The following is a 12,848-nucleotide window of genomic DNA, read 5'->3' as shown; positions in this document are numbered from 1 at the left end:
GAGGCGAGCGGCTGTGGTGCAGTGGAGCCCGACGACGTGGACGGCTCGAGGGAGGACATCATCATGACGAAGACCTGGCCGTTCGTCCTCAGCCTGGCCGGCATGTCCGTCTCGGCCGCCGTGCTGATCCTGCTCGTCCCCTCGCTGTTCGGCTCGGGCGAGCAGGTCAGCGTCGAGGCTCTCGTGGTGCTCGCGTGCCTCGCCGGGGTCTTCGCCGTGGGCGCCCGGCTCTGTCGACCGTCGAGCTCTGGCTCGGACGGCGGATAGTCGGGGCGGCGGACCGGGAGCTTCGAGCAACAGATCGGCCCCAGCGCGAGAACGCTGGGGCCGATCATCGGGGTGGACGACGGGACTTGAACCCGCGACCACCGGCATCACAAGCCGGGGCTCTACCTGCTGAGCTACGCCCACCATGCGTGCCGGGCGTGCGCCCGACACGGCGTTGACGATCATATCCCAGTCTCGGCGCGGGGCCGCCCGGGCCCCGGCCTGGGGTCAGGCGTCGGCCGGCGGTGTGCCGGAGACCTGCGCTGCGATGGCCTTCGCGGTCTCGCTGTCGGGGCCGGGGGGCTCGGCGAAGATGGCGTGCCGGTAGTAGCGCAGCTCGTCGATGCTCTCGGTGATGTCCGTCAGGGCGCGGTGGTTCCCCGCCTTGGCCGGCGCCGCGAAGTAGGCCCGCGGGTACCACTGGCGGGCGAGCTCCTTGATCGAGGACACGTCGATGACGCGGTAGTGCAGCCAGTCCTCGAGCTCGACCATGTCGCGTGCGAGGAAGGCGCGGTCCGTGCCGATGGAGTTGCCCGCGAGCGGAGCCTTGCGGGGCTCGGTGACGAACTGGCGGACGTACTCCAGCACCTGCTCCTCGGCCTCGCGCAGCCCGATGCCGGCGTCCAGCTCGGTGATGAGGCCGGAGGCGGTGTGCATCTGTGTCACGACCTCGTTCATCTGCTCCAGCGCAGCCGGCGGAGGCTTGATGACCAGGTCGATCCCCTCGCCCAGGACCGTCAGCTCGAAGTCGGTGACCAAGGCCGCGACCTCCACGAGCGCATCGTGCTCCAGGGAGAGCCCGGTCATCTCGCAGTCGATCCACACCAGCTTGTCATTCACGCTCCGCACCATAGTCGAGGCGCGGACGGGCCCTTGGGGTGCGTCCCGGTAGGCTCGCCGGGAACCGAACACGGGCCGGGACCGTTCTCACAAGGGCCCATCAGACTCATCGCCAGGGAGCACCGCACGTGACGAACGACCGCAAGAAGCGAGCCGAACGCGCCGAGCAGATGCGCAAGGAGCGCGAGAAGGCCGAGAAGCGACAGCGCAACGTCATCAGCATCGTGATCGTCGTGATCGTCATCGCCCTCATCGGTGGGGCCGCATGGGCGATCTCCACGACCTCCCAGGACAACGCCACGGCCACCGAGCTCGTCGCGCCCGAGGGAGCCACCGACGACTACGGCGTGCTCTACACGCCCGAGGCCGCCGGGGCGGAGGACGTCGAGGGCGAGCCGGTCGTCGTCGAGATCTACGAGGACTTCCTGTGCCCGGGATGCGGGGCCTTCGAGCAGACCAACGGTCCCCTCCTGACCGAGATGGTCCAGGAGGGCGAGGTCTCGATCCTGTATCGGCCCTACGCCTTCCTCACCGGGCAGAGCACCAACCGCTACTCCCAGCGTGCGGCCAACGCGGCGGCCTGCGTGCTGGACGACTCCGGCGTCGAGGCGTTCAAGCAGATGCACGACATCCTGTTCGCCAACCAGCCCTCCGAGGGCGGCGCCGGTCCCGAGGACGCCGAGCTCGCCGACTTCGCCGAGCAGGCGGGCGCGGGCGACATCTCCGAGTGCCTGCGGGTCGAGACGTTCACCCCGTGGGTCGAGGAGGCCCTGGCCAAGGGCCAGGAGGCCGACGTCACCGGTACCCCGACCGTCCGCATCGACGGCGAGGACGTCTCCGGTCCGGAGCAGGGCGGCAACCCGACCCTGCCGGGCCCGCCGGACCTGCAGGAGGCCATTGAGGCGGCACGGGCCGGCTGAGCCGGACCGACCGGGCGCGAGCCCGGTGGTCGTGCGATCGCGAGCCGCCCCGTCGGGGTGGCTCGCGATCGTCGTCTCAGGTGATGGCCAGGCCCAGCGCGGCTGCGGCGACGCACACCAGGAGCATGCCGAGGCTGCTCGCGAGAGCACCGGCGACGTCACGTCGTCGGGACAGCTCGGCCGTGGCCACGCTGGCGGCACTGAAGGTGGTGTAGCCACCGAGGAAGCCGGCGCCGAGCACGAGGTGCCAGGCCTGGGCGAGCTCGGCCCCCACCAGCGCGCCGAGACCGAACGACCCGGTCGCGTTGACCAGCAGCAGGCCCCAGGGCAGCCGACGCCCGACGCGTGCCGAGACGGCCTCGTCGACGAGCAGCCGGGCGGCCGCGCCGAGCCCTCCTGCGACGGCGAGCAGGATCACGGTCATCGCTGCCACCGCCGGCCGACCACGAGTCCGACGAGGGCGAGCGCCCACCCGCCCAGGATCGTCGTGGCGGCGTAGGCGAGTGCCAGGCCCGGCTCGGGGCCCATCAGCTCGTGGGTCTCCACGGCGAGGGCGCTGTAGGTCGTGAAGCCGCCGAGCACCCCGGTGCCCAGCGCCATCCGCCACGGGCTGGAGCCGAGCATGGCGACGACGACCCCGAGCAGCAGGGAGCCGACGAGGTTGACCACGAGCGTGCCGAGCGGGAGGCCGCCGACCTCTCCCGTCCACGTCACCACCGCATGCCTGCCCAGGGTGCCGAGGGCGCCACCGGCGGCGACCGCCGCCACGAGGCGGGGGCTCGGGGAGCTCATGGCCCGAACCTACTCGCGCCCGTGGTGGGCAGGGGGGCGGGCCCGGCGTCCCTCAGGTGCCGATCCGGCGCCCCCGGGCGTTCCAGACGGAGACGACGGACGGGCGAGGCAGCGAGGCGCCACCGTCGGGCCAGTGCGAGGCGGGTGCGTCCGCGCTGGCGCCGTCGACCTCCCCGGGGTGCTGGACGCACACCATCACGCGCTCGGCCTGGATCACCGGGCCGCACGTCTCGGCGCCGCGCGGCACCGTCAGGAACTGCGTCGTGCGGCCACGGTCGCGCCCCTCCACCGCCACGCCGAAGAGCCCGTCGTTGGAGCCGAGGGCGTTGCCGTCGGTGGAGATCCAGAGGTTCCCGTGCGGGTCGAACGCCAGGTTGTCCGGGCAGGAGATGGGTGAGACGTGCTCCTTGGGAAAGCCCCCGAAGTAGGTCGACGGGTCCTGCGGGTCGCCGCACACCAGGAGCAGGTTCCAGGTGAAGCGACGTTCCGCGCCGTCGTTGCGGCGCTCGGTCAGCTCCAGGACGTGCCCGTGCTTGTTGGCGTTGCGAGGGTTGGCCTCGTCGGGAGCCGCGGCTCCGGCGGCGCCCCGATTGCTGTTGTTGGTCAGCGCCACGTAGACCTTGCCGCTGCGGGGGCTGGGCTCGACGTCCTCGGGCCGGTCCATGGCGGTGGCGCCGATCCGGTCCGCGGCCAGGCGCGTGAACAGCAGGACCTCCTGCGCGCTCATGCCGGGCACGAAGGAGTCCGTTCCCGAGACGAGGGGCACCCAGTCCCCGGTCCCGTCGAACGCGCCGTCTGCGGGCAGCTCGCCGCTGCCGTCGATCTCGTCGGGGGAGTCGCCGGCGAACCGCGCCACGTAGAGCGTCCCGTGGTCGAGCAGGGTGGCGTTGTGCCGACGTGCGGCGGCGGAGCGACCCTTGCGCATCTTCTCGTGGGAGACGAACTTGTAGAGGTAGTCGAAGCGCTCGTCATCGCCCATGTACACCGCTATGCGGCCGTCGCGGGTGAGCTGGGGCTCGGCGGCCTCGTGCTTGAAGCGTCCGAGGGCGGTGCGCTTCCTCGGGGTCGCGTCGGGGTCGTACGGGTCGACCTCCACGATCCAGCCGAACCGGTTCACCTCGTTCGGCTCCTGCGCGATGTCGAAGCGGGGGTCGAACTCCTCCCACCGACGCTCGGTCGTGGTTCCGGCGATGCCGTAGCGGGCGAGGCGCTCGGCAGCGACCGGGTCCGTGACGGAGTCCGCGTTGGCGAAGTACTGGTTGAAGTTCTCCTCGGCGGTCAGCCAGGTGCCCCAGGGTGTGAGGCCTCCGCCGCAGTTGTTCAGCGTGCCGAGCGCCGTGCGTCCACGCGGGTCCGCAGTCGTGCGCACGAGCGGGTGACCGGCGACGGGGCCGGTGAGCTCGAAGGGGGACGACGTGTGCAGGCGGCGGTTGAGCGGGTGGCCGACGATCGGCTTCAGGGACCCGTCCCGACGGTGGGAGCGCACCGCCACGACGCTGAGCCCGTGCGCGGCCCACGCGGTCTCCACCTGCTCCCGGGTGGGGTTGGCGGGGTCGTAGCCGGGGAACATCAGCGTCTCGCTGGTGTACTCGTGGTTCGCCACGAGCAGGTGCACGTCGCGCTCGTGGTCCAGGATGCCGAGGAAGTCGCAGTTGAAGCCGAACTGCCGGCGTTGGGCGGCAGCCGTCTGGCGGTCCGCGTCGAAGGCCGGGGTGCCTCGGAACAACGGGTCGCCCCAGCGGATCACGACGTCCTGGGCGTAGCCCGTCGGAACCGTCACGGCATCGACCCGGTTGGGTGCCACGGCGTCGAAGCGCAGGCCGAGCGGCCCGCGGCCGGGCCCCCGCCCGGGTCCGCGCCCCCGCGGGGTGGCCGAGAGCGGCGGGGAGGCAGCGGCCGGTGCGCCGCTGGACAGGCCCACCGCTCCGGCTGCTCCGATCACGGCACCGGCACGCAGTACACCGCGGCGGCTCATCGCCCGCTCCACGACCTGCGCGAAGGTCTCGTTCGAGGACGTGTTGGGGGCCTCCTGGGCGCAGGCGTCACCACACCGGTACCGGCAGGTCAGGGCCGATCGCGCCGTGGAGCAGGGGGCCGGGGCACCCTCGCCATGGAGGTCGACGACGGGCAGGAGCTCTCGCTCGGAGCTGGTGGTCACGTGTTCCCCTTCGCAGTGCTGACAGGTGGGCTGACAGGTGGGCTGACAGGCTCGGGGACAGGTGTCCGTCCCCCCGATGCGTGGACGCTAGGCGCGCAGATCGACGCGGACCGAGCCATCGGATGAACGCAGGGTGACGACGTAGGCTCCCGGCATGGACGTCTCGCGCTTCGTGCTCGGCACGATGTACCTCGGCACCCGCGTCGACGAGCCGACGTCGCTCGCGATCATCGACCGCTTCGTGGAGGCGGGGGGACGCACCCTGGACACCGCCAATTGCTACGCCTTCTGGGCCTCCGGGACCGGGCGCGGAGGCGACAGCGAACGCCTCCTCGGCCGCTGGCTGGCCGCGGACTCCGGGCATCGGCCGCTCGTCGAGCTGGCAACGAAGGTGGGGCAGGAGCCTGCGGGTGACGGCGTGGAGGGGCTCTCGCGGGAGGTCGTCCTGCGCGAGTGCGATCGCAGCCTGGAGCGCCTCGGCGTCGAGTCGGTGGACGTCTTCTGGGCCCACGGCGAAGACCGCTCCACCCCCATGGAGGAGACGGTCGGCGCCTTCGGTGAGGTGGTCGCGCGGGGGAGGGCATCGCGCGTCGGGTTGTCCAACCACCCCACCTGGCGGCTGGAGCGGGCACGCCGTCTCGCTGCCGACGCGGGCGTCGAGCCGTTCAGCCTCCTGCAGCTGACCACCTCCTACGTGGCACCGCGGCCCGGGGCGGCGGTGGAGGGCAAGGACCATCGCTTCGGGTTCGTCACCGACGAGACGGTGGACTACCTGCAGGAGCACCCCGCCCTGGAGCTGTGGGCCTACTCGCCGCTCGTCCAGGGCGCCTACGACCGGGCGGACCGACCGTTCCCGCCCGCGTACGACCACCCCGGGACGGCCAGCCGGCTCGAGGCCCTCACCGCCGTCGCCGAGCACCATCGAGTCGCACGCTCGACGATCGTGCTGGCCTGGCTGCTCTCCGGGCGACCGCGGGCCCGCCCGATCATCGGCGTGAGCTCGCTCGAGCAGCTCGAGTCCGCCCTCGCCGTGGCCGCGGTGGATCTCGGGCCCGACGAGCTGGCCGCGCTGGACGACCCCCGCTGACACGACGGCACAGAGGGGGCGGCGAGTGCGCCCGGCAGGACTCGAACCTGCGACCCAGAGATTAGAAGGCTCTTGCTCTGTCCGGCTGAGCTACGGGCGCCCGGGACCAAGCGTAGTCGTGCTGCACGGGGTCTCGACCCGGTGTCATAGGGTCGTCCGGTGGACGAGACCAGCACCGCCCCTGCGCCCAGCGGCACCCACCGCACCGCAGCGGCCGCCGCCCCGGGCGATATCCCGGGGCGGCTGCCCCGCCGACGTGAGCGGCCGCGCCAGCGCGGGCGCCTGCTGCTGACGATCCTGGTGGGCATCGTGGCGCTGGCGGGGATCGTCGGTGGCGTCTTCATCTCCACCCAGGCCGGCGACGCCGCCGGCGCCGGACTCTCCATCGGCTACGCCTTCATCCCCCTGCCGCTGCTGTGGTTGGCCTACTGGTGGCTGGATCGCTACGAGCCGGAGCCACGCCGCTACAAGCTCGCGGCGTTCGTGTGGGGCGCCGTCGTGGCTGTCGCCATCGCCCTCGCGGTGCAGATCGGCGTGCAGGCCGTCTTCGACCTCGGTGACGAGCAGATGGCGTCCTTCGTGGCTCCGCTGTCCGAGGAGCCGGCCAAGGGCCTGTTCCTGCTGCTGACCTTCCTGCGCTGGCGCCGCATCATCGACGGGTTCGTCGACGGCCTGGTCGTCGCGGGACTGGTCGGCGTCGGCTTCGCCTTCGTGGAGAACATCGGCTACTACGCCGCCAGCTACCTCGGCTCGCCGGACCTGCGGGTGGCCGGTGCCGACGGCGCCACCTCCACCTTCATCGTCCGGGGCATCTTCAGCCCCCTCGCGCACCCGCTCTTCCTGTCCGCCTTCGGCATCTCGATCGGCATCGCGGTGCTGTTGCGCTCCAAGGTCCTCAAGGTCCTGGTGCTGACGGCCGGGATGGCCGTCAGCATCGCGCTGCACGGGCTGTGGAACGCCTCCCTGTCCTACGGCGGGGGCGCCGCCTTCGTGCTCGTCTACCTGGTCCTCGGCCTCCTGCTGGTCGGCCTCGGGGTCCTCGCGATCGTCATGCGTGTGGGGCAGGTCCGCACCTTGGAGCGGTCACTGTCCTTCGTCGCCGAGCGTGGTTGGATCCACCCTGCAGAGATTCCCTACCTCTCGCGTTTCGGCCACCGCAAGGCCGCCCGCGACCACGCGCGGTCCGAGCACGGCAAGGTGGCCGGTCAGGTGGTGACGCGCTACCAGCGACTCGCCACCGAGATGGCCTTCCTGCACGACGCGATCATGGCCGGACGAGCGAAGCCACACGGCATCGAGCGCACCTACGGGTTGCTCGATGAGATGAACGAGCTGCGTCCCGCGCTGCGGTTGCCGCCGGCGCTCGTGCCGCTGGGTCCACGCTGAGCGCGTCGAACGGGGACGGCAGCGCTCATCGGGGGCCGTCGTCCACTAATCTGGACGACAGCGCGAGACACGAGGTCAAGAGAGGAGCTCCGGTGCCCAGCGAACACGCTTCCGCAGAGATGCTGGGAGCCCTGAGCAGGTTGCTGTCCGCCGTCAACTCGCTCGACCTCTCGCTGGACCTCCCGGGGTCCGACGAGGTCCGTGAGACGCGCGACGAGATCGCCGACCAGCTCTCCGACTACGTGATCCCGCGTCTGGTCCAGCTCGAGGCACCGCTGCTCACCGTCGTGGGCGGGTCCACCGGCGCCGGCAAGTCCACCCTCGTCAACTCGATCGTCGGCGAGACCGTCACCGAGTCCGGGGTCCTGCGCCCCACGACCCGCTCGCCCGTCCTGGTCCACCACCCGGACGAGGGCGAGTGGTTCCGGCCGGATCGCATCCTGCCTGACCTGCCGCGCACGGACGTCATCACCAACGACGTCTACGCGCTGCGCCTGGCCCCGTCACGCTTCATGCCCCGTGGCCTCGCGGTGCTCGACGCCCCCGACATCGACTCCATCGACGCGGCCAACCGTGAGCTCGCCGCCCAGCTCCTCGCCGCGGCCGACCTGTGGCTGTTCGTCACCTCCGCGGCCCGCTACGCAGACCAGGTGCCGTGGGACTACCTGCGCCGAGCCGCCGAGCGCAGCACGTCGGTCGCGGTCGTGCTCGATCGCACCCACGACGCGCACGTCGTCGAGGTCCGCGGGCACCTGGCCCGGATGATGACCTCGCGAGGGCTGTCGGACTCGCCCCTGTTCACGGTGCCGGAGTCCGAGGTGGATGCGCACGGCCTGCTGCCCCGCGAGGCGGTCGCCCCCATCGTCACCTGGCTGCACGACCTGGCCGCCGACCCGCAGGGCCGCGCCACGGTCATCCAGGGCACGCTCGACGGTGCCGTGCGGCACAACATCGTGCGCAGTCACGACGTCGGGGACGCGATCGGTCAGCACGTCGCCGCGGCGCAGCAGCTGCGCGGCGACGTCGACAGCGTCTACGCCAAGACCATCGAGACCCTGGTGGAGCAGACCTCCGACGGCACGCTCCTGAGGGGTGAGGTGCTGAGCCGGTGGCAGGAGTTCGTGGGCAGCGGTGAGCTGCTCAAGTCGGTCGAGGAGCGGGTCAGCAGGCTGCGGGACCGCCTGGTCGACAACGTGACGGGCCGACGCACCCGTGCCGCCGAGGTCCTGGAGGCCGTGGGGTCGGGCCTGCAGGTGCTCGTCATGGAGCATGCGGAGTCCGCGGCCGAGCAGACCCACCGTGCGTGGTCGGCCACCTCCGGGGGCCGAGGGGTCCTGGCGGCGCACCGCGGCATGGATCGCGCCTCGCGCGACGTCCGCGTCACCTCCGAGCGACTCGTCAGGGACTGGCAGACCCGCGTCTTCGACCTGGTGCGCACCGCGGGGTCGGACAAGCGGCTCACCGCCAGGTTCCTGGCGCTGGGCGTCGACGGGCTTGGCGTCGCCCTCATGGTCCAGGTCTTCGTGCGGACCGCCGGCCGCGACGACGTCGCCGGCAGCTCGGTGGCCCGCAAGCTGCTGGTGGGGATCTTCGGCGAGCAGGAGGTCCAGGACCTGGAGCGTCGCGCTCGCGCCGACCTGGAGCAGTCCGTCGTCGCCCTGCTGGAGAGCGAACGCAAGCGCTACACCGACCTCCTGCCGGGGCCTGCCGGCCTGGACGGCGCGGAGGCGGAGCTGCGTGAGGCCGCGCGTCGGGCAGAATACGCACGACACATCGACTTCCTGGACGGGGGACGGCACTGATGAGCGCGCTGGCAGACGCCCGACAGGTGTTCGAGGGCACGCGTGCCGACGTGTCGGACCGCCTGGCCGGTCTGTCCGAGGCCGTCGAGGCGGGACACGGGCGGCTCGAGGAGGAGGTGCTCGAGCCGGCTCGGTCGCTCGGAGGACGGGCCACGGAGCGGCTGCAGCTCTCCGGCGACCACACCATCGTCGCGCTCGCCGGTGCGACCGGGTCGGGCAAGTCGTCGCTGTTCAACGCGCTGACCGACCTCGAGCTCGCCGGAGTGGGGGTGCGGCGGCCCACGACGTCGTGGGCCCTGGCGTGTGCGTGGGGCCCGGACGGAGCCTCGGAGCTGCTGGAGTGGATGGGCATCCCGGCGCGCCACCAGGTCTCCCGCATGAGCATGCTGGACACCTCCTCCGCGGAGACCAAGCTCGAGGGCCTGGTGCTGCTGGACCTGCCCGACCACGACTCCACCGAGGTCTCGCACCATCTGGAGATGGAACGGCTCGTCGAGTACGCCGACCTGCTCATCTGGGTACTCGATCCGCAGAAGTACGCCGACGCCGCCATCCACGACCGCTACATCAAGCCGATGGCGGCCTACAGCGACGTCACGCTCGTCGTCCTGAACCAGATCGACCGCATCGCCTACGGCGAGCGCGACCGGGCGCTGAACGACGTACGCTCGATCCTCGCCCGTGAGGGCCTGCCGGACGTCCCGGTCATCGGGGTCTCGGCCACCCGCAACGACGGCATCGACGACCTCAAGCGTGAGCTCGTGCGTCGCATCAAGGCCAAGAAGTCCGCCAAGGGCCGGCTCGGCAGCGATCTCTCCCACGTCGCACAGGACATCGCCGAGGCCGGTGGGACCAGCGTGGTCCCCGGCATCGGCGACGTCGACAGGGAAGCGGTCGAGCTCGGCCTGCTCGACGCCGCGGGTGTCCCCGCGCTGACCGACGCGGTCGAGGCGTCGACGCGCCGGCGCGCCGTCCGTCACACGGGCTGGCCGCCCATCCGGTGGCTGGGCCGGTTCCGCAAGGACCCGCTGGCCGAGCTCGGGCTCGAGGAGGACCTCTCGGCGCTGGCCCGAGGGGCGGTACCGGCAGCCGGACATGCCAACCGGGCGCAGGCGGAGGCTGCCGTGCGCGAGCTGTCGCAGAAGGCGTCGGTGGGCCTGGCCGCACCGTGGCGCGAGGCCGTCGTCGACGCCTCCGTTCGACGTACCGACGACACGGTCGCAGCGCTGGACGACGCCGTGCTCGGCACCGACCTCGGCCGTACCCGCCCGGCGCCCTGGTGGCACGTGGTCGGGCTGCTGCAGTGGGTGCTGTTCGCCGCACTCGTCGTCGGCGTGGTGTGGCTCGGCGCCCTCGGCATCGGCTCCCTCGTTTCCGCGGAGGTGCCCGGCGGGCCGGACGTGCTGGGCTACCCGCTGCCGGGGGTGCTGGCCGTCGGCGGCCTGGTCGGCGGGATCGTCCTGGCGCTGCTCGCAAGGCTCCTGGTCCGTTCCACCGCCCGCTCCACGGCGAGACGAGTGGAGCGACAGCTCCACGACGCGGTCGTCGAGGTGGCCGAGCAGCGGGTGCTGGCCCCGGTGCGGCTCGAGCTCGAGCGCTATGCGCGCTATCGCGCCGGCATCACCCGGGCCCTCGGCTGATCCACCGCGTCCTCGCGCAGTGCGGCTCGGTAGGCTGGTCGATCTATGGCTGACTACGTCCTCACACTGCGCAACATCCGCAAGGCCCACGGCGACAAGGTGGTCCTCGACGACGTCTCCCTGTCGTTCCTGCACGGCGCCAAGATCGGCGTCGTGGGTCCGAACGGGATGGGCAAGTCCTCGCTGCTCAAGCTCATGGCGGGTCTGGACCAGCCGAACAACGGCGACGTCGTCCGCGACCCGGACGCCACGGTGGGCATGCTCCAGCAGGAACCCCCACTGACCGAGGGTGCGACCGTCCTGGCGAACGTCGAGGAGGCGGTCGCGGAGATCAAGGACAAGACGAAGCGCCTCGAGGAGGCGTACATGGAGATGGCCGAGCCCGACGCCGACCAGGACGCCCTCATGGCCGAGACCGGCGACCTGCAGACCTTCCTCGACAGCGTCGACGCGTGGGACATCGACTCCCGGCTCGACCAGGCGATGGACGCGCTGCGGTGCCCTCCGGCGGACGAGCTGGTGGATCACCTGTCCGGCGGTGAGCGGCGGCGGGTCGCGCTGTGCAAGCTGCTGCTGCAGCAGCCGGACCTGCTCCTGCTGGACGAGCCCACCAACCACCTGGACGCCGAGTCGGTGCAGTGGCTCGAGGGCCACCTGAAGAACTACCCGGGCGCTGTCCTGGCCGTCACCCACGACCGCTACTTCCTGGACAACGTCGCCGAGTGGATCGCCGAGGTCGACCGTGGCCGCATCCACGGCTACGAGGGCAACTACTCCACCTACCTGGAGACGAAGAAGGACCGTCTCGTCGTCGAGGGCAACAAGGACGCCAAGCGCGCGAAGATGCTGGAGAAGGAGCTGGAGTGGGTCCGGTCCAACGCCAAGGGGCGTCAGGCCAAGTCCAAGTCCCGCCTCGCACGCTACGAGGAGCTCGCGGCCGAGGCAGAGCGGGCCCGCAAGATCGACACCAGCGAGATCAACGTCCCGGCCGGGCCGCGCCTGGGCGACGTCGTGCTCGACGCCAAGAACGTCACCAAGGCCTTCGGTGACCGAGTGCTGTGGAAGGACATGTCCTTCTCGCTGCCGCGCGCCGGGATCGTCGGCGTGGTCGGACCCAACGGTGTGGGCAAGACGACGCTGTTCCGGATGATCACCGGGGCGGAGGAGCCCGACTCCGGCGTCCTGGACGTCGGCCAGACCGTCAAGCTCTCCTACGTGGACCAGAGCCGGGCGAACCTCGACGGCACCAAGAACGTCTGGGAGGTCGTCTCCGAGGGGCTGGACTTCATCAAGGTCGCCAACTTCGAGATGAACTCACGCGCCTACGTCGCCTCGTTCGGCTTCAAGGGGCCCGACCAGCAGAAGAAGGCCGGCGTGCTCTCCGGTGGTGAGCGCAACCGCCTGAACCTCGCGCTCACCCTCAAGCAGGGCGGCAACCTGCTGCTGCTCGACGAGCCGACCAACGACCTGGACGTCGAGACGTTGTCCTCGCTGGAGGACGCATTGCTGGACTTCCCCGGGTGCGCCGTCGTGACGTCGCACGACCGGTGGTTCCTGGACCGCATCGCCACGCACATCCTGGCTTGGGAGGGCACCGAGGACGAGCCGGGACGCTGGTTCTGGTTCGAGGGCAACTTCGCCTCCTACGAGGAGAACAAGATCGAGCGCCTCGGCGAGGAGGCCGCGCGCCCGCACCGCGTCACCCATCGCCGACTCACGCGCGACTGAGGACTCGCTGGAGGCGGTCGGCGCGTGCGCCGACTCACGCGCGACTGACGCCGGGAGGGCGCGTCACATCCGCCCCGCGGGCCACGCGATTCCCATGTCGACATGGGCGGATTCGTGCCGTGGACGCAACAAGGGTTGGTTTCAGGCTCCGAGGATGAGTCGGGGCATGAGCTCGTCGGGTTGAGCGTAGTCGAGTCGTTTTCGGGGTCGGGCGTTCATGGCGGCTTC

General features: G+C 71.3%; 11 protein-coding genes and 2 tRNA genes. 7 read left to right on the top strand and 6 right to left on the bottom strand.

The genetic code is table 11. The annotated features are described in order from the left end of the window. Window positions 1–63 precede the first annotated feature (63 nt). Window positions 64–267, top strand: a complete 204-nt coding sequence (locus ACHAAC_RS16700; protein ID WP_435717449.1) for a hypothetical protein — start codon at window positions 64–66, stop codon at window positions 265–267. Window positions 268–338: 71 nt separating this feature from the next. On the opposite strand, the gene ACHAAC_RS16695 is transcribed toward ACHAAC_RS16700, so the two are convergent. Together ACHAAC_RS16695 and orn are read right to left on the bottom strand one after the other, a co-directional pair. Then, window positions 339–411 (bottom strand) — tRNA-His (locus tag ACHAAC_RS16695). 84 nt (window positions 412–495) lie between these two features. Next, window positions 496–1,107, bottom strand: coding sequence for an oligoribonuclease (gene orn, locus ACHAAC_RS16690; RefSeq protein ID WP_435717448.1), 612 nt, complete (start codon window positions 1,105–1,107; stop codon window positions 496–498). 128 nt (window positions 1,108–1,235) lie between these two features. Here orn and ACHAAC_RS16685 point away from each other — a divergent pair, with 128 nt between their 5' ends. Continuing rightward, window positions 1,236–2,027: a DsbA family protein gene (locus ACHAAC_RS16685; protein ID WP_435717447.1), complete on the top strand. Its 792-nt coding sequence runs from the start codon at window positions 1,236–1,238 to the stop codon at window positions 2,025–2,027. A gap of 76 nt (window positions 2,028–2,103) precedes the next feature. On the opposite strand, the gene ACHAAC_RS16680 is transcribed toward ACHAAC_RS16685, so the two are convergent. From ACHAAC_RS16680 to ACHAAC_RS16670, 3 genes are read right to left on the bottom strand one after another with little or no spacing between them, the layout of a single operon-like run. Next, entirely contained in the window at window positions 2,104–2,451 is a 348-nt protein-coding gene (locus tag ACHAAC_RS16680) for a fluoride efflux transporter FluC (RefSeq protein ID WP_435717446.1), read from the bottom strand. Continuing rightward, window positions 2,448–2,819 (bottom strand): fluoride efflux transporter FluC, encoded by a 372-nt coding sequence (locus ACHAAC_RS16675; RefSeq protein WP_435717445.1) that lies wholly within the window; start codon window positions 2,817–2,819, stop codon window positions 2,448–2,450. Before ACHAAC_RS16675 ends, ACHAAC_RS16680 begins: the two co-directional genes overlap by 4 nt. Window positions 2,820–2,871: 52 nt before the next feature. Further along, window positions 2,872–4,977 carry a PhoX family protein gene (locus ACHAAC_RS16670; protein WP_435717444.1) on the bottom strand — a complete coding sequence of 702 codons (2,106 nt, stop codon included), beginning with the start codon at window positions 4,975–4,977 and terminating at the stop codon, window positions 2,872–2,874. 154 nt (window positions 4,978–5,131) lie between these two features. On the opposite strand from ACHAAC_RS16670, the gene ACHAAC_RS16665 reads away from it, so the two are divergent. After that, window positions 5,132–6,064 carry an aldo/keto reductase gene (locus tag ACHAAC_RS16665; RefSeq protein ID WP_435717443.1) on the top strand — a complete coding sequence of 311 codons (933 nt, stop codon included), beginning with the start codon at window positions 5,132–5,134 and terminating at the stop codon, window positions 6,062–6,064. A 26-nt stretch (window positions 6,065–6,090) separates the two neighbouring features. On the opposite strand, the gene ACHAAC_RS16660 is transcribed toward ACHAAC_RS16665, so the two are convergent. Continuing rightward, window positions 6,091–6,164 (bottom strand) — tRNA-Arg (locus tag ACHAAC_RS16660). 59 nt (window positions 6,165–6,223) lie between these two features. Between ACHAAC_RS16660 and ACHAAC_RS16655 the strand changes: the two genes are divergently transcribed. The 4 genes from ACHAAC_RS16655 (at window position 6,224) to ettA (ending at window position 12,620) form a co-directional block, all read left to right on the top strand. Next, window positions 6,224–7,450: a PrsW family intramembrane metalloprotease gene (locus ACHAAC_RS16655; protein WP_435717442.1), complete on the top strand. Its 1,227-nt coding sequence runs from the start codon at window positions 6,224–6,226 to the stop codon at window positions 7,448–7,450. A gap of 92 nt (window positions 7,451–7,542) precedes the next feature. After that, a complete protein-coding gene (locus ACHAAC_RS16650) occupies window positions 7,543–9,252 on the top strand; it encodes an ABC transporter (RefSeq protein WP_435717441.1) in 1,710 nt (569 codons plus the stop codon). Further along, entirely contained in the window at window positions 9,252–10,892 is a 1,641-nt protein-coding gene (locus ACHAAC_RS16645; RefSeq protein WP_435717440.1) for a GTPase, read from the top strand. Before ACHAAC_RS16650 ends, ACHAAC_RS16645 begins: the two co-directional genes overlap by 1 nt. A 45-nt stretch (window positions 10,893–10,937) precedes the next feature. Beyond that, entirely contained in the window at window positions 10,938–12,620 is a 1,683-nt protein-coding gene (ettA, locus tag ACHAAC_RS16640) for an energy-dependent translational throttle protein EttA (RefSeq protein WP_435717439.1), read from the top strand. The last annotated feature ends 228 nt before the right edge of the window (window positions 12,621–12,848 follow it).

The organism is Aeromicrobium sp. CF4.19 (assembly GCF_051262555.1).
Lineage (GTDB): Bacteria > Actinomycetota > Actinomycetes > Propionibacteriales > Nocardioidaceae > Aeromicrobium.
Note: the sequence above shows the minus strand (reverse complement) of the source record. Positions and strands in the feature narration are given on the sequence as shown.